Raw genomic sequence first — 17,402 nt, 5'->3', positions numbered from 1 at the left:
ATCCTAAAAAACATCATAAAAAAAGGGCTACCACTGGCAACCCTTTACAATATTTATAATAATTAAAAAATGGTTTGCCTTACGAGTTTTCGTAATGCCACCACCAAATTTTATTTACGTTCTGAATTCTCATGTTCCGCAACAAATATGGGAATTATTTTTAAAAATTAAAATTCTGCAAACAGCATTCAACAAAAAGCTCAGTTGAGATTGATTTTTTTATCAAACTTATTAAGCAAGCTGGAGTTGGACACCATTTTTAGGATGATGAAGCCAATGCATACCGACAGCAAAATTTGGAAAGTGTTTAGAAAACTGCTGTAATAAGTATCTTTTTTATACTGCGCCAAAAGCTGTTTGCCAATTTGGCTTTGCAATTTATTGAGTTTACCTAGGTGTGTATTGGTTTGGTAGATGTTGTTTTTGGCATTTTGCAAGGCCAATGTACCGGATTGCGCTTTGCTCAATTGGGCAAAAGCGTTATCAAACTGCCGAAGATTTTTTTGTAGCTGCTGCAGTAGCTCGCGTTCTTGTGCAACTAAAAAAGTGGTTTGGTAGCGCGCCAACAACTGATCAAACTGGCTGTGGTTAAGCTCCATTTTTTCATTTAAACGGTTACGGTCTGTGGCAGAATTGGCATGCAAAAACTCTTCGAGAATAAACAATCGCTGATCATTTAAAGTGCGCATCTCGTACAAATCTGTGGAAGGTTGCAGGCGGTCCTCAAAAATGGACGATACCGTAAAATCATTACGGCTGGCCAAACGTTTTTCAAAAAAATTACTGATGATGATTGCCAACATCAAAGCCACTAAGATGATAGCGGCTTTCATTTTTTCTTTAAATAATAACGACCATTTCATCGGCAAAGTTTTAAAGCTGAAAATAAGGATTTTATGCTTTCGCCGATATTTAACGGGTGGAATTTATTGCAACAATTTTATGGAAAAACCTAGTTAATCAATGGATCTTTTTCTTTCTTAAAATGATTGAAAACCAATTTATCCAAAACAGCAGGAATAAACTTTTGCAAAGTTACGGTCAGCTTTCCTTGCCCAGTCATCACCAAAGTACGTTTGCGGGCTACCACACCGTCTACAATGCGCTTAGCCACCTCGGCGCTGCTCATCATTTTATCTTCTTCCATAGAAGATTCGCCTTGGGGCTTTGCATCGTTATTTAAAGCCACGTTGCGGATGTTAGAGGCTGTAAATCCCGGGCAGGCCAGCATCACATGTAAGTTGTTTTTTAAATTTTCTATCCGTAAAGATTCTAAAAAACCGGTCATTGCAAATTTGGAAGCAGAGTAACCCGTACGGCCCGGCAAACCTTTAAAACCGGCAATAGACGATACGCCAACCACAGCGCCTCCCCTATTAATTAACTCGTTTATCGCGTATTTGGTGCAATAAACCGTGCCCCAAAAATTAATATCCATCACTTTCTTTAACACTTCCAAATCCAAATCTTTAAACAAGGCGCGCATAGAAATACCGGCATTATTTACCAGCACATCTATCTGTCCAAAAGTGCCTATGGTTTGTAAAATCAATTGGCGGCAATCTTCTTCTATACTAACGTCTGTTTGGATGGCTAAAGCCCGCACCTGATAATCATCGTGTATTTTTTGAGCGATTTCGCACAATTTCACATAGGCACGCGCCGCCAAAACCACAGTTGCGCCCCGTTTAGCAAATTCATAAGCGCAAGCCTCTCCAATTCCGCTTGATGCGCCGGTAATGATGACTACTTTACCTTTTAAATCCATATCAAAATTTTAAAAAATACTTTCGTGCAAAAATGAACATCGAGCCATAAAAGCTACGAATGTACCTATAACTTAATTTTTTAGTGCTTTGTCCTTTAAAATGCGTAATGCTGACTTTAGGGAAATAATAATTTTTGTATCCCGCTAAGGTTAATCGGTACGATAAATCCACGTCTTCGCCATACATAAAAAAAGCTTCATCAAACAAACCAATTTGGTCTAAAGCTTTTTTCCGCAACAACAAAAATGCGCCGGTAAGCACATCTACGGGCGTAGTTTCAAATTCGCTTTGCCACCCCAAATAGTAACGGTTAAACACTTTAGATTGCGGAAAAAGTCTGTACAAACCCGATAGCTTGCAAAAAGAAACCCAAGGCGTAGGTAAACCGCGTTTAGATTCGCGCAAAAACTTCCCGTTGCCGTCCAGCATTCTTACGCCTAAACTACCGGCATCTTGATTTTGCTCCATAAAAGCCACAGCTTCTTTAATGGTGTTTTTAGGCGTAATGGTATCCGGATTCAAAATCAGTATGTATTTGCCTTTTGCACTCCGCAGTGCTTGGTTATTTGCTACAGAAAAACCGACGTTGCTTGTATTGGCAATCAAGTTCACTTGCGGATAATGTGTTTTTAACCAACTGGCTGAGCCGTCTTTAGAAGCGTTATCTACTACAAAAATTTCGGTGGCTAACCCTTCGGTGGCAAGTAAAAGCGAGTCGAGCGCGTTTTTCAACAGATGCTTTACGTTATAGCTCACTATCACAACCGAAAGTTCCACAACTATCTATTAAGTGTGTTTTCGTAAGGAACGCGCGTAGTGATAGACCTACCCAAAGTCAGCTCGTCGGCATATTCAATTTCACCGCCAAAAGCAATCCCCCTAGCCAAGGTGCTAATTTTAACGCCCGGGTTCTGCAATTTTTTGTGTAGATAAAATAGAGTGGTATCGCCCTCCATAGTGGCGCTTAAAGCAAAAATCACTTCGTCAACCTCTTCCTCGTTAACCCTTTGCACCAGATGGTTAATGGTTAAATCTGCAGGACCAACACCGTCCATTGGCGAAATTAAGCCGTTTAACACATGATACAGGCCGTTGTACTGCTGGGTGTTTTCAATTGCCATCACATCCCGGCTATCTTCTACCACGCAAATCAGTTTTTGGTTTCTCTTTGTGGACGAACATATTTCGCAATAATCGGCGTCAGATAAGTGATGGCATTTACGGCAAAACTTGATGTTGTTTTTCAAAAGCGTCAAACTTTCGGTAAAACGCTCTACGTCCTTGTCATCCTGATTTAACAAATGCAACACCAATCGTAGCGCTGTTTTTTGCCCAATACCGGGCAATTTGCCAAATTCTGAAACCGCATTCTCTAATAGCTTAGAGGAAAAATTCATTTTGCTAAATTAAAAATTAAATGCTAATTAGCGCTTTAGCACCTTATAATATATGGCTCCAAGCATCCTTTTAGCCTTCATTGTCGGCTATTTTACGCTGTTGATATTCGTAGCATTCCTCACTTCCAAAAAATCGTCGGACAACTCCGCGTTTTTTATCGCCAACAGGAATTCTAAATGGTATTTGGTGGCTTTTGGGATGATTGGCACCGCTTTAAGTGGTGTCACTTTTATTTCTGTACCGGGGCAAGTAGGTTCTTTAGCGGGGCACCAATTCGAGTATTTTCAGTTTGTGTTGGGCAATGCCTTGGGCTTTATTGTGGTGGCTTTGGTGCTTTTACCGTTGTATTACCGTCTAAACCTCACCTCCATTTATGGTTATATAGAGCAGCGTTTAGGGAAAGTGAGCTATAAAACCGCAGCAGGTATTTTTTTAATGAGCCGCACCATTGGCTCTGCATTCAGGTTGTACTTGGTGGTTATTGTTTTGCAGAAATTTATTTTTGACAGCTACGGCGTGCCCTTTTTTGCCACCGTTTTAATTTCGCTTACGCTGATTTGGCTTTACACTTACCGTGGCGGTTTAAAAACCATCATCATTACAGACACTTTGCAAACTTCTTTTTTGGTCCTGTCGGTATTGCTCACCATTTATTTTATCTGCGACAGCTTGGATTTGGGCGTAGTTGACGCTTTTGAAACCATTAAAAACAGTGGCTACTCTAAAATTTTCTTTTTGGATGATTTTGCCCACAACCGCTTCCACGTAAGCAAACAATTAATTGGAGGTATGTTTGTGACCATAGCGATGATTGGGCTGGACCAAGATTTAATGCAGAAAAACCTGAGTTGCAAAAACATTGGAGAGGCACAAAAAAACATGTTCACCTTTACCGGCATTTTTGTGCTGATAAACCTGTTTTTTTTGAGTGTAGGCGCTTTATTGTACGTTTATGCGCAAAAAAACGGCATTGCCATTCCTACAGATGCACATGGCGCCGTACGTACTGATTTTTTATTTCCAGAAATTGCTTTAAACCATCTTTCGCTGATACCCGCGGTGGTTTTTATGTTAGGTTTAACCGCAGCAACTTTTGCCACCACAGACTCGGCTTTAACGGCCTTAACCACTTCTTTTTGTGTCGATTTTTTAGGTTTCGATAAAAAGGAAGATGTCAACTCGGCTAAAAGCATCAGAACACGCCATTACGTGCATATAGCTTTTTCTGTACTGATGTTTTTGACGGTAATCTTATTTAACGAGGTGAACAACAAAGCCGTTGTAGGCGCAATTTTTACGGTGGCATCTTATACCTACGGCCCGCTTTTGGGCCTCTATGCGTTTGGGTTGTTGGTTAAAAGCCGTAAACTGCACGAGAACTTGGTGCCCGTAATTTGTTTGCTATCGCCGGCAATATGTTACCTTTTAAATTTATATTCGCCAAGCCTGCTGGCAGGCTATGTTTTTGATAACGAATTGATATTAGTTAACGGCATAATCACCTTCTTAGGTTTGTTATGTATATCCAAAAAAATAAATACAGTATATGACGGCAAGTGACGATAAAATTAGAAGTGCATTTGAAAACAAAACTTGGCAAGAGATTAAAGTAACCGACTCTTGGCAGGTGTTTAAAATTATGGCCGAGTTTGTTGAAGGATTTGAAAAGCTGGCAAAAATAGGCCCCTGCGTTTCCATCTTCGGTTCGGCACGTACCAAAAACGACCATAAATATTACGGGGTAGCGGTAGAAATTGGACGCTTACTTACCGAGCGGGGTTACGGTGTAATTACCGGAGGCGGCCCTGGAATTATGGAAGCAGGTAACAAAGGCGCTTATGAAAACGGGGGCAAATCTGTTGGCTTAAACATTGATTTACCTTTTGAGCAGTTCCATAACCGTTATATAGACCGCGACAAATTACTGGAGTTTGACTATTTTTTCATCCGTAAAATGATGTTTATGAAGTACTCGCAAGGTTATATTGTATTGCCCGGCGGCTTTGGCACCATGGATGAGCTTTTTGAAGCAATGACTTTAATACAAACCGGTAAGGTGGCACGCTTCCCTATTATTTTGGTTGGAAAATCTTATTGGAGCGGCTTATTGGATTGGGTTAAAAATACGATGTTGGAAGCGCAAAACATCAATCCGGAAGATTTGAATTTATACCGTGTGGTGGATACCGCCGAAGAAGCGGCCGAACATATTTTTAGGTTTTACGAGAAATACGTACTTAAACCTAATTTTTAAAGCACAAAACCGGACAAGCTCCGGTTTTGTGCTTTAAAGTTATTAGTAACATCACTCAAGATCTAACACAATTTTGATGTTTTCTTTCAGCTTTTTCTGCTGTTCTTTAGAAAGCTCTCCAAGCCGGCTAATTAAACGCTTATTATCAACCGCGCGAATTTGATCAACTAAGACATCACTAAGATCATTCAGCTGTTTCTTATTCAAATGAATCCTCAAAACATCCATATTTTTTTGAACGTTTGTTGTAATAGGGCAAATTATAGTTGATGGAAGTTCTCCGTTCAATAAATTAGTTTGTATCACAACTACAGGACGAGTTTTGCCCGGTTCTGTACCACGTTGTGGATTAAGATTTGCAAGCCAAATATCGTACTGTTCAATTTTCATCCATTAATTGCTCAAATTCATGAAGTACTTCCATAGAGTCTTTAGCAGTCAACTTTGCTTCTTTGGACAGTTGCTTTTTTAACAAACGTCTTTTATTCACTCTATTATAAATATTGACCGCTTCATTAATGTAACGATTTCTTGCCAACTTGAGTTTTCCGGTTATCTCTTCGGCTTCATTAAAAATCTCTTCTTCTAGCTTCAATGATAATGTTTTCATACTGCAAAAGTATACATTATTAGTATATACTACAAAATATAATTTTTAATCTAATCTCATTGAAACACTATTGTCTCAATTTATAAAACATCAACTGCGCAATAGTTTGTGCACGTTGTTTCGCTAGTTGAGCGGTTGGTCCGTCAAAATAAAAATCAACTGTTTCTTCAAAAAGCGTTAGCCACCGGTCAAATAGTGCTTGGGTTAACTTCACTTTCTCGTTTAAGCTAAAGTGCGCATCAATTACGTAACCTTTATACTCGGGAATACCTAAAAGATTGGCATTCCAAAAGCGGTACATAATTGGTAAGTGCGCTTCCCAATTTACTTTAGCTACATCGTTAAAAACAAAAGATAAATCCTTGTCGGCATTCACTTTATCATAAAATTGGTTTACCAATCGCTTAACGTCGTCCGTATTTGTAATATCAACTTTCATCAGCGTTTAGTTTCTGCGTCAAATGCAAAGTTAAGCTTCCGTAATCTATAACAGCGTTATATTCTTGTAAGATATCGCCACCTAAAACGCCAATTACGGGCGGCAAATCTAATTGGCTGTAGGCATATTTTATCGCGGATAAATCAAAAACTGGCGCCTCGTAATCGTGGATAATAAGATCTCCCAGTTTCAGCTCGGGGCAAATCACAAAATATCGTTCCATGGTTGTAGTGCCCAAACCTATGGCGTGATGATCGGGCATATGCACAATCTGGTCTGCAGGTGCCAAACCCGAGATAATTTCCATATCAAAAGCTGTTTTAGATGCACCGGTATCCAGCACGGCCTTAAATTGTACACCAAACACCTCAATATCTACTAATAGGTGGAAACCATCACCTTGCAAATCAATTAATTGTAAAGGTAAAGCGCTGTTGGTTTGTATATCTGTCATCAGATTTGCTAAATTTTAAAAGCTGAAGGTCTAAAAACAACAAAACTCCCAAAAGCGGGAGTTTTGCTCGTTATGTGTTCAGTAAAGTCAATCGTAACTTGCTGAAACCCTTTCCTTAAATCAAATTAGAATCGGATAAAACCTTATTCATGGCTCTCACGGCATCAGCGCTCTTGTTAAATTGCGCCTGTTCTTCGTCAGAAAGTTTGAAGTCCATAATTTTTTCCCATCCGTTTTTGCCTAAAATTACAGGTACAACTAAAGAAATATCGCTTTGCTGATACTCGCCATCCAAAGCAACACCACAAGAAATCAGTTTTTTCTCGTCGCGCACGATAGCCTCTACCATTGCGGTAGTTCCGGCTCCCGGTGCAAACCAAGCAGAAGTACCAATTAATTTGGTTAAAGTAGCGCCACCAACCATTGTTGAAGAAACTACACGATCCTGCTGTTCTTTGCTCAACAATTGCGTAACCGGAATGCTGTTCCAGGTAGCGTGGTTAATCAAAGGAATCATGGTGGTATCGCCATGGCCGCCGATAACAACCGCATTTAAATCAGACGGAGAGCAGTTTAGTTCTTGGCTCAGGTAGTATTTAAAACGGGCCGAATCTAAGGCGCCGCCCATACCAATAATCCTTTCTTTTGGCAGGCCAGAAGTTTTCAAAGTAAGGTAGTTCATGGTGTCCATTGGGTTAGAAACCACGATGATAATGGTGTTTGGCGAGTGTTTTAAAATATTTTCTGTTACCGACTTTACGATGCCGGCGTTGGTACCAATCAGCTCTTCGCGGGTCATTCCCGGTTTACGTGGCAAGCCAGAGGTGATAACCACCACTTCAGAATCAGCTGTAGCTGCATAATCATTGGTAACGCCTTTAATTTTGGTATCAAAACCGATGTACGCGGCGGTTTGCATCATATCAATGGCTTTACCTTCGGCAAAACCCTCTTTAATGTCTAACAAAATCAGCTCTTCAGCCAACTCTCTTCTCGCAATGTTATCAGCACAGGCTGCACCTACTGCTCCTGCTCCAACTACGGTAATTTTCATGATTTATTATGATTTTATGTTGTTGATTAATAAAGCGCACAAGTTAAGGAATTAGGCGGTAAAATTAAAGGAGGCAAATGGAGATTTCCAGATTTGAGATGGGATCTGGCGCAAATTCAAAAGTAGAAGCACCGGCTCAGCTAGCCGCGCCATCATGCTACCTAATACTTGCTACTTTCTACTCGATACTTCCTACTTGATACTTCCTACTTGCCACCCCACTCCTACATGACACTTTTTTAACACGCCGTGCCGCAAAACATCTTAACTTTGCAGGCACACGCAAATATTATGGCAAAAGTTTCAATAAACCTGGCAACAGGCTCGATACAAAAAGAAGATATTATTGTAGGGATTGATTTGGGTACCACCAATTCTTTGGTCGCTTTTATTGCTCCAGACGGAAATCCAAAAGTGATTAACGATACCGGAAAAGGCGTTTTAGTGCCATCTGTTATCCACTTTAAAGACGGCGAAGCGGTAGTTGGTGATGAAGCCAAATCTTTCTTGATCAACGATCCTCAACACACCATTTTTTCGGTCAAACGTTTGCTGGGGCGCTCATACAACGATTTAGAAAGCCATAAAAATTATTTTTCTTACAAAATCATCGACGATGCTAACGACGAAAGTTTGGTAAAAATTAAAGTGGACGATAGCTTTTACTCGCCCATTGAACTTTCTAGCGTAATTTTAAAAGAGTTAAAAGCACGTGCAGAACACGCTTTAAAAACAAATGTAAACCGGGCGGTAATTACTGTTCCGGCTTATTTTAACGATTCGCAGCGCCAAGCCACACGTGATGCGGGCAAACTGGCCGGTTTAGATGTTCTAAGGATTGTAAACGAGCCTACTGCGGCATCTTTAGCTTATGGCATTGGGCTTTCGCCGGATGAACAGAAAACGGTTGCAGTATACGATTTAGGTGGCGGAACTTTCGACGTATCTATCCTAAAAATACAAAACGGCATTTTTGAGGTTTTAGCTACAAACGGCAACACTTTTTTAGGCGGTGATGATTTTGACCGTGCTATTGTTGACTATTGGGTGCAGCAAAATAAACTGGAAGGCAATGTACCCATGCAAGAACTGCGTTTGAAAGCCGAAGAAGCTAAGAAAGCTTTGGCGCACCAAAGCTTGTTTAACGAGAAAATTGGCGATATTTTTTGCACAATAGACCGCAACACTTTTGAGCAGTTAATTACTTCAAAAGTTGAAGAAACGATAAATGCGTGCCAAAATGCTTTAAGCGATGCCAAACTTGAAATTACAGCTATTGATGAAGTAATTATGGTTGGCGGATCTACCCGTACAGCTTTGGTAAAACGGCGCGTGGCGGAATTTTTTGGCAAAGAAGTAAACGACCAGATTAACCCGGATGAAGTGGTTGCATTAGGTGCGGCTTTACAAGCGGACGTACTTTCTGGAAACCGAAAAGATATATTATTGCTGGATGTTACACCACTTTCTTTGGGCATCGAAACCATGGGCGGTTTAATGGATACTATTATTCCGCGAAACTCTAAAGTGCCTACCAAAGCGGGCCGGCAGTACACCACCTCTGTTGACGGACAAACCAATATGAAAATTGCGGTTTACCAAGGTGAGCGCGATTTGGTAAAAGAGAATCGTAAACTGGCTGAATTTGAGCTGCGCGGAATACCTGCCATGCCCGCCGGTTTACCTAAAGTAGATATTAACTTTTTGCTTAACGCCGATGGTATTTTACGTATACAAGCGGTTGAGTTGCGCTCTGGCGTAAAACAGGAGGTGGATGTTAAACCTACCTACGGCTTAAAAGACGAGGAGGTAGAGCAAATGCTTTTAGATGCGGTTACGCACGCCAAAGACGATGTTGCACAACGGATGATTGTTGAAGCAAAAACCGAAGGCGAACAAATGGTTTACACGGTAGAGCGCTTTATGCAAAAAAATGCAGGTTTCTTGAGCGAAGAAGAAACAGCGCACACTAAAGAATTAGTAAGCCAATTAAAAAAAGTAATTGCCCAAGAAGGCAAAGATGAAATATTAGCTGCCGTTGATGCGCTTAATGAATATACACGCCCTTTTGCCGAACGTTTGATGGACACAGCGGTTTCGCAGGCCATGAAAGGAAAAAGCATTTAAGAGCATAAAAGCTTTGCTTTTACTCATTTTTTTGAAACCAGCATATTTTACTAACTTTAATAAGTTTAAGCACTTGATTATGGAAAACATCATCGTAACGCCTAAAAATGAAAGTCAACTTTCGGCGATTAAAAACTTTTTAAAGGAGATGAAGGTAAGTTTTAAAACGGAAAAAAAAGACGATACGCTGTTAACGGAAGAAGAGTTTTACGATAAAATTGATGCCTCTATAAAAGAAGCAAAAGAGGGTAAAGTTAAAGTGGTTAATACTAAAGAGGAGCTCAACACTTTTTTAAAGTCTCTATGAGATTCAACTTAAGCTTTTCGCCACAAGCTAGCAGAGATATTAAACGTATTAAAAATTCCGGAGACAAGGCTTTAATGAAAAAGCTTGTTTCTTTACTTAATGAGATAGCTGAACATCCTACAACCGGCACCGGAAAGCCCGAGCAGTTAAAACATTACCGTATGCCAACTTGGCCCCAGACGCATTTCCAAAGAGCACAGGTTAGTTTACAGCATTGAAAATGATATTGTTACCGTATTGATTCTTTCGGCTTATGGGCATTACAAATAAAAAGCGCTAATCCAAAAAAAAATGGCAGACCTTAAAGTCCGCCATTTTTTTATTAAAGCTTGGTTTAAAAATTATTTTAAGTTTTCGATTGCTTCTTGCGCACGTAAACCTTCAATGTTGTTTTTGCCCTCAAACTTGTTTTTTACTTCTTCAAAATTCTCTAAAATACCTGCAATAGAATCCAAAATTTCTGAAGCGCTTTGGTGCATATCACCTAATTTATCTTCTAGCGTTTTATCATTGAGCTCGATATTATCAACTTCTATTTTCCCTATTTTTTGAATCACCGCAGTTTGGCTGTTTTTTAAATCTTCCAACTCTCGGCTTATTTTCTCCATCAAATCAAATTTCTTTAACTTATCCATGATATTTCCAATTTGGTTTCGACGTAATTATCCACTAATTATGCCAAAGCGTGGATAGGTTACTTCTTATAACGGTCAAAAGCCAAGGTTTGACTCAAAAACTCAAATTTCCAATAACCCTTTACCTCCATTTGGTTTTTCTTATTAAAATAAACCACCGAACTCCAATACTTGCCGTGCCTAGGGTCGTAAATTTTACCTTTTTCCCAACGGTGCGATTTGGGGTTGAACGTTAATCCTTCTAAAACATCCATTCCGATAATGAGACGGTCGCGCAAGCTTTCATCTGGGTTATGGATGTCTTTGCGCGTAGCACGCGGCTGGCTGGGGTCGTCACGGTCATTAAACCATAAAATTTTTGCACGGAACTCGCCTTTATCTTTGTACACATTAATTACAACATTCTTTTTTTCGGAAACCCAAGTGCCCAAAATATCATCTTCACTTTGGAAGCTAAAGGCTACAAAACTTTGCGTACAGCATAACAGGCATATACAAAAACGGAGAAACTGGCTCATAAAATGGTTTTTAATGCCCAAAGCAATTACCTTGCAAAATATTAAAATACTAACATGAACCTTATAGAAGCTTTCAAAAATTTAGATATTAGAACAGGGACAATTATCCGCGCAGAAGTGTTTAAAGAGGTAAAAAAGCCCGCCTATAAATTATGGATTGATTTTGGAGAATTGGGTATCAAAAAAACATCTGCACAACTAACCGTAATTTATGTCCTAGAGGATTTAGTGAACAAACAGGTGGTTGCCATTGTAAATTTTGAGCCAAAACAGATTGCCAATTTCATGAGCGAATGTTTAATACTTGGCGCTTTGGAGGCAGATGGCGCCGTCAATTTACTTACAACGGATAAACCGGGCGTAAACGGTAGCCGTATCGCATAAAGGCTCATCTATTTTTGTTTTTTTTATAAGTGTTAACAAGCCACCGCACAAAATCCATGTTGAGCGCCAGATAAACTACCAACACAATTAATACGCCCCGTATTTTTCCAAAGCGCAAACCTAAAAGCAGCAAAAAGCCAAGCGCAATGGTATGTCTGTAAATGTAATATTTGGCCGGCTTCACAATTTTATTTTAGCGATGCTTTGCGGCAGGGATTGAAATGGTTTAGTACCGGCTTTTGGGCCGGCACCGAAGCGAAGCGGAGCCATGCAAAGCCCGCCCGGCCGCCCAAATCTTTTTAAACTGCCGGTTCTTGCTGACTTAAACAATGGAAACTTCCTAAACCCCAAATAATATCGGTCGAATCTATCCCAACAGTTTCTCTGTCTGGAAAGCATTTTGCGATAATTTCTAAAGCAATTTTATCTTTATCACAACGGTAAGTTGGCACAATTACATGCGCATTGCTGATGTAAAAGTTGGCGTAAGATGCCGGCAAACGCGTGTCCTCGTAAATCACCGCATCGGGCATGGGCAGTTTTATAATATTTAAGGCCTCGCCATTTAATAAACGCATAGCTTGCAGTTCCTTTAAATTGGTTTGCAGTAGCTCGTAGTTTTCATCTTCTGGATTATCTTCTACAACTGTTAAAACGGTGTTATGGTTTACAAAACGCACGGTATCGTCAATATGCCCGTCGGTGTCATCGCCAACTATGCCATCGCTCACCCAAAGCACCTGTTGCTGACCGTAAAAATCTTTCAAATAACGTTCTACCTGCTCTTGACTTAAGTGCGGGTTACGGTTTTTGTTGAGCAAGCAGCTTTTGGAAGTCAACACAGTGCCCTCGCCATTAAACTCTACCGAACCACCTTCCATAATTATTCCGGGGTGATAAACAGGGATGCCAAAGTGCTTAGCGATACGTGTTGGGATTACATCATCCAAATCAAAAGGCGGATATTTACCTCCCCAAGCGTTAAAATCCCAATCTACAATCACTTTCTTTTGCTCGGCATTTGGGTTTATCAAAAAAGCCGGCCCATGATCGCGGCACCAGGCATCATTACTTGGGTTAAAGTAAAACTCCACTTGCGCTAAATCAGCTCCAGCTTTTTCAATGTGCTTCAAAGCAAAAGCCTTCATTTCCTCATCGCGCACGTTAATCCGCACTTTTTCTGATAAAGCGATGTATTTAATAAACTCCGCATATCTTGGATAAATGCTTTCGATTTTGCCCGGCCAGCTTTCTAACTTATGTGGCCAAGTTAGCCAAGTAGCCTCATGCTTTGCCCATTCGGGCGGGAAGGTGTAGCCTGCGGGAGGAGTAGTTTTGTCAATAGTCAATGGTCGATGGTCCATAGTTATAGCTTGTTTCTTAATGCAGTTATCTTTTTTGATAATATTTCGACATCTGTATAAATTTCTCTGAATAAATCCTCACTGATATAATTCCTTTTTCTTGCTAAGAAAATGCAAGAAATTACCTCAATACCCGAGCGTAAAGCGTAGCCCAAAAAAGTTTTAAAAACTGCATTCGTTTGTCCGGTACTTCCTTCGGCAATGTTCAATACGATTGAATCTGCCGCTCTTCTTATTTGTGGAGTTAAAATAAACTGTTCATCCTTGGGGAAATAATCTTTAGTCAACAAAAGAACCTTGTCGTTAATATCCATCGCATCATGCCAAATCTTTAAACTTTCGAATTTAAATGCCATAATCGTAATAATTTAATCTAAAAGCACGCACAGGCAATGGACTATTGACCATGGTCTATCGACTATCCCTCATCAATAAAACGCTTAACAATCTGTCCGTAAGAATCAATTCTTCTGTCTCTTAAAAACGGCCAATGCACCCGATAGCTGTCAGATTTAGCTAAATCTATTTCTTGCACATGTACTTCTTCATCATCTACAGAGCCTTTGTAAAGCAGTTTGCCAAAGGGATTTGCAATAAAAGAGCCGCCCCAGAATTTAACACCGGCTTCTTCGCCTACACGGTTTACACCTACAACGTGCACCCCGTTGGCCACGGCATGTGCGCTTTGGATGGTTTGCCAAGCGTGATGCTGCTCTTGGTTAGTTTCTTCGTCTTGTTTGGTGGACCAGCCAATGGCTGTTGGGTAAAATAAAATTTCGGCGCCCATTAAGCTGGTGATGCGGGCCGCCTCTGGGTACCATTGGTCCCAACAAATTAACACGCCAATAGTGGCAAACTTGGTTTTAAAAACCTTATAGCCTAAATCGCCCGGCGTGAAGTAGAATTTTTCGTAAAAACCGGGATCGTCTGGGATGTGCATTTTGCGGTATTTGCCCAAATAGCTTCCATCGGCATCTAAAACCGCGGTGGTGTTATGGTACAAACCTTCGGTACGTTTTTCAAAAAGTGATGCAATAATTACTACGCCCAACTCGCCGGCAAGGCTCTGCAAAGCATCGGTTGATGGTCCGGGGATAGATTCTGCCAAGGCAAAATTGTCGTAATTTTCTTCATCACAAAAATATAGTGAGGTAAAAAGCTCTTGTAAACAGATGATTTGCGCGCCTTTTTCTGCGGCCTGTCGGATACGGATAATCGCTTTTTCTAAGTTGTCTTCTTTATTTGGCGAGCAAGTCATTTGCACCAAGCCCAGTTTTACGTTTTTCTTCATGGTAATCGTCCAAAAAAATATTTGTGCAAAAGTAGGCAATAATCCCTTGCTTTTAAAGCTCGGCGCCTATGCTTTGGTAAAGCTACAAGCGTACTACTGGTAAATTAAGCTGTACACATTTAATCAAAGTCTAAAATAAAATGATAGCGAATGGTTTAGAATGTTTGCAAATACAGTTTCGGCTGTTAAATTTGGGGAAGTTGGGACAGAACCTAATAACCAAATTTTAACCCCCAACATTTTTTTATGGAAGTTTTACAAACAAATTTAATTTATTGCATACCAGCTTTAGGCCTAATTGGCATTCTGGTTATGATTTCAAAGTCTGTGTGGGTGAGCAAACAAGACGCCGGCGACGCAAAAATGCAGGAGCTTGCCGGTTACATTGCCGATGGCGCAATGGCATTTTTAAAAGCGGAATGGAAGGTGTTGAGCATTTTTGTTTTATTCGCAGCCGCTCTTTTAGCTTATTCAGGATCTATTCATGAAGTTAACGGCCGCGAAATACATTCTAGCTGGATTATCTCTATCGCTTTTGTTATCGGTGCTGTATTTTCTGCCACAGCGGGATATATCGGGATGAAAGTGGCTACCAAAGCCAACGTACGCACCACGCAAGCAGCGCGCAGCAGCCTAAAAAAAGCATTAAAAGTATCTTTTACCGGTGGCACGGTAATGGGCTTAGGCGTTGCAGGTTTAGCCGTACTGGGTTTGGGTGGTTTGTTTATCGTTTTTCTTTCGCTTTTTGCGGATTTAGGCGCTAATACTGTAAAAACCGCTATTGAAGTGTTAACCGGATTTTCTTTAGGCGCCGAGTCCATCGCGCTATTTGCACGCGTGGGCGGCGGCATTTACACCAAAGCTGCCGATGTTGGCGCCGATTTGGTGGGCAAGGTGGAAGCAGGAATTCCTGAAGATGATGTGCGCAACCCTGCTACCATTGCTGATAACGTGGGCGATAACGTGGGCGACGTGGCCGGCATGGGCGCGGATTTATTTGGATCATACGTAGCCACCATCTTGGCAACTATGGTTTTGGGACAAGAAATTATTGCCATAGATAATTTCGGCGGACTCTCTCCTATCCTACTGCCTATGGTCATCTGCGGATTAGGCATTGTGTTTTCTATTGTAGGAACTTGGTTTGTAACCATCAAAGGTGAGGATTCTAATGTACAAACGGCTTTAAATTTAGGTAACTGGTCGTCCATTGCCATTACCGCTATTGCATCTTTTTTTGTAGTAAAATGGATGTTGCCAGATGTTTTGGTGTTACGGGGTTATGAGTTTACCAGCATTAACGTGTTTTATGCCATTATGGTAGGTTTGGTAGTAGGCACTATCATGAGTTTAATTACCGAGTATTTTACGGCAATGGGCAAAAACCCGGTAGATTCTATTGTGCAACAATCGTCAACAGGCCATGCTACTAATATTATTTCGGGCTTATCTGTGGGGATGAAATCTACCGTGGTGCCTATTTTAACTTTGGCCGCTGGCATCATGTTATCTTATCATTTCGCCGGATTATACGGCGTAGCTATTGCCGCCGCGGGCATGATGGCTACTACTGCCATGCAACTAGCCATTGATGCTTTTGGCCCTATTGCGGATAATGCTGGTGGTATTGCCGAGATGAGCCAACTGCCACCAGAAGTTCGCGAGCGTACCGATAATTTAGACGCCGTTGGGAACACCACTGCCGCAACCGGAAAAGGCTTTGCCATTGCATCTGCCGCACTTACATCTCTGGCGCTGTTCGCCGCTTTTGTAGGTATTGCTGGTATTACCGCAATAGATATTTACAAAGCGCCGGTTTTGGCGGGTTTATTTGTAGGCGGGATGATTCCTTTCATTTTCTCGGCGCTGTGCATCCAAGCGGTTGGTAAAGCAGCTATGGATATGGTGAACGAGGTGAGACGGCAGTTTAGAGAAATACCGGGCATTATGGAGTACCAAGCTAAACCTGAGTACGAAAAATGTGTAGCTATTTCTACCAAAGCTTCTATCCGCGAAATGCTGATGCCAGGCGCGGTGGCTTTAATTACCCCGATATTAGTTGGGTTTATTTTTGGTCCGGAGGTGTTGGGTGGTTTATTGGCTGGCGTAACCGTTTCAGGTGTTTTGATGGGAATTTTTCAATCTAATGCAGGAGGCGCGTGGGACAATGCGAAAAAATCTTTTGAGAAAGGCATTTTGATTAACGAAGCCATGCATTATAAAGGTTCCGAACCACATAAGGCATCGGTAACCGGAGATACAGTTGGTGATCCGTTCAAAGACACCTCGGGCCCCTCAATGAATATTTTAATTAAGCTGATGTCTATTGTTTCTTTAGTAATAGCACCATACATTGCCGTTCCTACATCAACTTTAGCCGAAACTACGCACACCGAGCAACATATGCAGGTGCATCAGGCAAGCGCAACAGTAAATAACAAAAATTGTAGCCACACCTGCTCTCCCGAGGAAATGAAAGCAGCGAAAAGCGAAGGTAAAGTTTGCACCATGCCGAGCAATGCTGCACAAAGCCGGTTTTCTACCGAAAGTAAAAAGGCTTGTTGCGAAAAACCGGGGATTAAGGACCGGTTTAAGTAGAGGATAATAATTTTGTTAAAAAGGCGCTTCTTGGTATAAAAGAATGCGCCTTTTTTTTAACGATGCTTAAAAGGAAGATAGAGAATAATATTCAATTCTAAACTTTACAATTTAATTTTCTAGTTTACAGCCGATTAGGCCTTAAAAATAGTTTAAAGGCACTTTTTATTGCGTTTTTTTGTGAAAATAAATTTGGAGGC

At 40.9% G+C, this 17,402-nt stretch carries 22 protein-coding genes; 7 read left to right on the top strand and 15 right to left on the bottom strand.

Translation table 11 applies throughout. The features are described 5' to 3' along the window. Nucleotides 1-200: 200 nt before the first annotated feature. The 4 genes from BCY91_RS09835 to recR all read right to left on the bottom strand — a co-directional run bounded on the left by BCY91_RS09835 (nt 201) and on the right by recR (nt 3,166). Nucleotides 201-863, bottom strand: coding sequence for an MCP four helix bundle domain-containing protein (locus BCY91_RS09835; RefSeq protein WP_120181772.1), 663 nt, complete (start codon nt 861-863; stop codon nt 201-203). 89 nt (nt 864-952) lie between these two features. After that, nucleotides 953-1,768: an SDR family oxidoreductase gene (locus BCY91_RS09830; RefSeq protein WP_120181771.1), complete on the bottom strand. Its 816-nt coding sequence runs from the start codon at nt 1,766-1,768 to the stop codon at nt 953-955. A gap of 1 nt (nt 1,769) precedes the next feature. Beyond that, a complete protein-coding gene (locus tag BCY91_RS09825) occupies nt 1,770-2,546 on the bottom strand; it encodes a glycosyltransferase family 2 protein (protein ID WP_182995350.1) in 777 nt (258 codons plus the stop codon). A 2-nt stretch (nt 2,547-2,548) separates the two neighbouring features. Then, entirely contained in the window at nt 2,549-3,166 is a 618-nt protein-coding gene (recR, locus tag BCY91_RS09820; protein ID WP_120181769.1) for a recombination mediator RecR, read from the bottom strand. Between the two features lie 52 nt (nt 3,167-3,218). Here recR and BCY91_RS09815 point away from each other — a divergent pair, with 52 nt between their 5' ends. Both BCY91_RS09815 and BCY91_RS09810 read left to right on the top strand, forming a co-directional pair. After that, complete coding sequence (locus BCY91_RS09815; RefSeq protein WP_120181768.1) at nt 3,219-4,727, top strand: sodium:solute symporter; 1,509 nt, start codon at nt 3,219-3,221, stop codon at nt 4,725-4,727. Beyond that, on the top strand, nt 4,714-5,421 hold the full coding sequence (locus BCY91_RS09810; RefSeq protein ID WP_120181767.1) for an LOG family protein: 708 nt from the start codon (nt 4,714-4,716) through the stop codon (nt 5,419-5,421). The genes BCY91_RS09815 and BCY91_RS09810 overlap by 14 nt, the downstream gene beginning before the upstream one ends. 51 nt (nt 5,422-5,472) lie before the next feature. Here the strand turns inward: BCY91_RS09810 and BCY91_RS09805 are convergent, their stop codons facing one another. The 5 genes from BCY91_RS09805 to mdh all read right to left on the bottom strand — a co-directional run bounded on the left by BCY91_RS09805 (nt 5,473) and on the right by mdh (nt 7,978). Then, nucleotides 5,473-5,811 carry a type II toxin-antitoxin system PemK/MazF family toxin gene (locus tag BCY91_RS09805; RefSeq protein WP_120181766.1) on the bottom strand — a complete coding sequence of 113 codons (339 nt, stop codon included), beginning with the start codon at nt 5,809-5,811 and terminating at the stop codon, nt 5,473-5,475. After that, nucleotides 5,801-6,031: a hypothetical protein gene (locus BCY91_RS09800; protein ID WP_120181765.1), complete on the bottom strand. Its 231-nt coding sequence runs from the start codon at nt 6,029-6,031 to the stop codon at nt 5,801-5,803. The genes BCY91_RS09805 and BCY91_RS09800 overlap by 11 nt, the downstream gene beginning before the upstream one ends. 67 nt (nt 6,032-6,098) lie before the next feature. After that, complete coding sequence (locus BCY91_RS09795) at nt 6,099-6,470, bottom strand: group III truncated hemoglobin (protein ID WP_120181764.1); 372 nt, start codon at nt 6,468-6,470, stop codon at nt 6,099-6,101. Next, complete coding sequence (locus BCY91_RS09790; protein ID WP_120181763.1) at nt 6,460-6,924, bottom strand: aspartyl protease family protein; 465 nt, start codon at nt 6,922-6,924, stop codon at nt 6,460-6,462. The genes BCY91_RS09795 and BCY91_RS09790 overlap by 11 nt, the downstream gene beginning before the upstream one ends. A gap of 115 nt (nt 6,925-7,039) precedes the next feature. Then, entirely contained in the window at nt 7,040-7,978 is a 939-nt protein-coding gene (mdh, locus tag BCY91_RS09785; protein ID WP_120181762.1) for a malate dehydrogenase, read from the bottom strand. A gap of 291 nt (nt 7,979-8,269) precedes the next feature. Between mdh and hscA the strand changes: the two genes are divergently transcribed. From hscA to BCY91_RS09770, 3 genes are all read left to right on the top strand, one after another. After that, nucleotides 8,270-10,105 carry a Fe-S protein assembly chaperone HscA gene (hscA, locus tag BCY91_RS09780; protein WP_120181868.1) on the top strand — a complete coding sequence of 612 codons (1,836 nt, stop codon included), beginning with the start codon at nt 8,270-8,272 and terminating at the stop codon, nt 10,103-10,105. Between the two features lie 79 nt (nt 10,106-10,184). Then, nucleotides 10,185-10,412: a DUF2683 family protein gene (locus tag BCY91_RS09775; protein WP_120181761.1), complete on the top strand. Its 228-nt coding sequence runs from the start codon at nt 10,185-10,187 to the stop codon at nt 10,410-10,412. Beyond that, on the top strand, nt 10,409-10,630 hold the full coding sequence (locus BCY91_RS09770) for a type II toxin-antitoxin system YoeB family toxin (protein WP_220699465.1): 222 nt from the start codon (nt 10,409-10,411) through the stop codon (nt 10,628-10,630). Before BCY91_RS09775 ends, BCY91_RS09770 begins: the two co-directional genes overlap by 4 nt. Nucleotides 10,631-10,753: 123 nt before the next feature. Here BCY91_RS09770 and BCY91_RS09765 read toward each other — a convergent pair whose 3' ends face one another. Together BCY91_RS09765 and BCY91_RS09760 are read right to left on the bottom strand one after the other, a co-directional pair. Further along, nucleotides 10,754-11,047, bottom strand: a complete 294-nt coding sequence (locus tag BCY91_RS09765; protein ID WP_120181760.1) for a hypothetical protein — start codon at nt 11,045-11,047, stop codon at nt 10,754-10,756. Between the two features lie 59 nt (nt 11,048-11,106). Then, nucleotides 11,107-11,565: a DUF2147 domain-containing protein gene (locus BCY91_RS09760; protein WP_147387932.1), complete on the bottom strand. Its 459-nt coding sequence runs from the start codon at nt 11,563-11,565 to the stop codon at nt 11,107-11,109. Between the two features lie 54 nt (nt 11,566-11,619). Here BCY91_RS09760 and BCY91_RS09755 point away from each other — a divergent pair, with 54 nt between their 5' ends. Beyond that, nucleotides 11,620-11,949, top strand: coding sequence for a tRNA-binding protein (locus tag BCY91_RS09755; RefSeq protein ID WP_120181758.1), 330 nt, complete (start codon nt 11,620-11,622; stop codon nt 11,947-11,949). 4 nt (nt 11,950-11,953) lie between these two features. On the opposite strand, the gene BCY91_RS09750 is transcribed toward BCY91_RS09755, so the two are convergent. From BCY91_RS09750 to BCY91_RS09735, 4 genes are all read right to left on the bottom strand, one after another. Then, the gene (locus BCY91_RS09750; protein WP_120181757.1) at nt 11,954-12,133 is read right to left on the bottom strand and encodes a hypothetical protein; all 180 of its coding nucleotides are present in this window, start codon (nt 12,131-12,133) and stop codon (nt 11,954-11,956) included. Nucleotides 12,134-12,248: 115 nt separating this feature from the next. Continuing rightward, nucleotides 12,249-13,313, bottom strand: a complete 1,065-nt coding sequence (locus BCY91_RS09745) for an agmatine deiminase family protein (protein WP_120181756.1) — start codon at nt 13,311-13,313, stop codon at nt 12,249-12,251. Between the two features lie 2 nt (nt 13,314-13,315). Continuing rightward, a complete protein-coding gene (locus tag BCY91_RS09740) occupies nt 13,316-13,669 on the bottom strand; it encodes a four helix bundle protein (protein ID WP_120181755.1) in 354 nt (117 codons plus the stop codon). A 62-nt stretch (nt 13,670-13,731) separates the two neighbouring features. Then, nucleotides 13,732-14,604, bottom strand: a complete 873-nt coding sequence (locus BCY91_RS09735) for a carbon-nitrogen hydrolase (RefSeq protein ID WP_120181754.1) — start codon at nt 14,602-14,604, stop codon at nt 13,732-13,734. Nucleotides 14,605-14,850: 246 nt separating this feature from the next. Here BCY91_RS09735 and BCY91_RS09730 point away from each other — a divergent pair, with 246 nt between their 5' ends. Beyond that, nucleotides 14,851-17,202, top strand: coding sequence for a sodium-translocating pyrophosphatase (locus BCY91_RS09730; protein WP_120181753.1), 2,352 nt, complete (start codon nt 14,851-14,853; stop codon nt 17,200-17,202). Nucleotides 17,203-17,402 lie beyond the last annotated feature (200 nt).

Origin of the sequence: Pelobium manganitolerans (assembly GCF_003609575.1) — a bacterium.
Classification (GTDB): domain Bacteria; phylum Bacteroidota; class Bacteroidia; order Sphingobacteriales; family Sphingobacteriaceae; genus Pseudopedobacter; species Pseudopedobacter manganitolerans.
Note: the sequence above shows the minus strand (reverse complement) of the source record. Positions and strands in the feature narration are given on the sequence as shown.

Bases quoted from the DNA above. Each gene is read 5' to 3' on its own strand.
- BCY91_RS09835 (WP_120181772.1), bottom strand. From the start codon at position 863: ATGAAATGGTCGTTATTATTTAAAGAAAAAATGAAAGCCGCTATCATC.
- BCY91_RS09830 (WP_120181771.1), bottom strand. From the start codon at position 1,768: ATGGATTTAAAAGGTAAAGTAGTCATCATTACCGGCGCATCAAGCGGA.
- recR (WP_120181769.1), bottom strand. From the start codon at position 3,166: ATGAATTTTTCCTCTAAGCTATTAGAGAATGCGGTTTCAGAATTTGGC.
- BCY91_RS09815 (WP_120181768.1), top strand. From the start codon at position 3,219: ATGGCTCCAAGCATCCTTTTAGCCTTCATTGTCGGCTATTTTACGCTG.
- BCY91_RS09810 (WP_120181767.1), top strand. From the start codon at position 4,714: ATGACGGCAAGTGACGATAAAATTAGAAGTGCATTTGAAAACAAAACT.
- BCY91_RS09805 (WP_120181766.1), bottom strand. From the start codon at position 5,811: ATGAAAATTGAACAGTACGATATTTGGCTTGCAAATCTTAATCCACAA.
- BCY91_RS09800 (WP_120181765.1), bottom strand. From the start codon at position 6,031: ATGAAAACATTATCATTGAAGCTAGAAGAAGAGATTTTTAATGAAGCC.
- BCY91_RS09795 (WP_120181764.1), bottom strand. From the start codon at position 6,470: ATGAAAGTTGATATTACAAATACGGACGACGTTAAGCGATTGGTAAAC.
- BCY91_RS09790 (WP_120181763.1), bottom strand. From the start codon at position 6,924: ATGACAGATATACAAACCAACAGCGCTTTACCTTTACAATTAATTGAT.
- mdh (WP_120181762.1), bottom strand. From the start codon at position 7,978: ATGAAAATTACCGTAGTTGGAGCAGGAGCAGTAGGTGCAGCCTGTGCT.
- hscA (WP_120181868.1), top strand. From the start codon at position 8,270: ATGGCAAAAGTTTCAATAAACCTGGCAACAGGCTCGATACAAAAAGAA.
- BCY91_RS09775 (WP_120181761.1), top strand. From the start codon at position 10,185: ATGGAAAACATCATCGTAACGCCTAAAAATGAAAGTCAACTTTCGGCG.
- BCY91_RS09770 (WP_220699465.1), top strand. From the start codon at position 10,409: ATGAGATTCAACTTAAGCTTTTCGCCACAAGCTAGCAGAGATATTAAA.
- BCY91_RS09765 (WP_120181760.1), bottom strand. From the start codon at position 11,047: ATGGATAAGTTAAAGAAATTTGATTTGATGGAGAAAATAAGCCGAGAG.
- BCY91_RS09760 (WP_147387932.1), bottom strand. From the start codon at position 11,565: ATGAGCCAGTTTCTCCGTTTTTGTATATGCCTGTTATGCTGTACGCAA.
- BCY91_RS09755 (WP_120181758.1), top strand. From the start codon at position 11,620: ATGAACCTTATAGAAGCTTTCAAAAATTTAGATATTAGAACAGGGACA.
- BCY91_RS09745 (WP_120181756.1), bottom strand. From the start codon at position 13,313: ATGGACCATCGACCATTGACTATTGACAAAACTACTCCTCCCGCAGGC.
- BCY91_RS09740 (WP_120181755.1), bottom strand. From the start codon at position 13,669: ATGGCATTTAAATTCGAAAGTTTAAAGATTTGGCATGATGCGATGGAT.
- BCY91_RS09735 (WP_120181754.1), bottom strand. From the start codon at position 14,604: ATGAAGAAAAACGTAAAACTGGGCTTGGTGCAAATGACTTGCTCGCCA.
- BCY91_RS09730 (WP_120181753.1), top strand. From the start codon at position 14,851: ATGGAAGTTTTACAAACAAATTTAATTTATTGCATACCAGCTTTAGGC.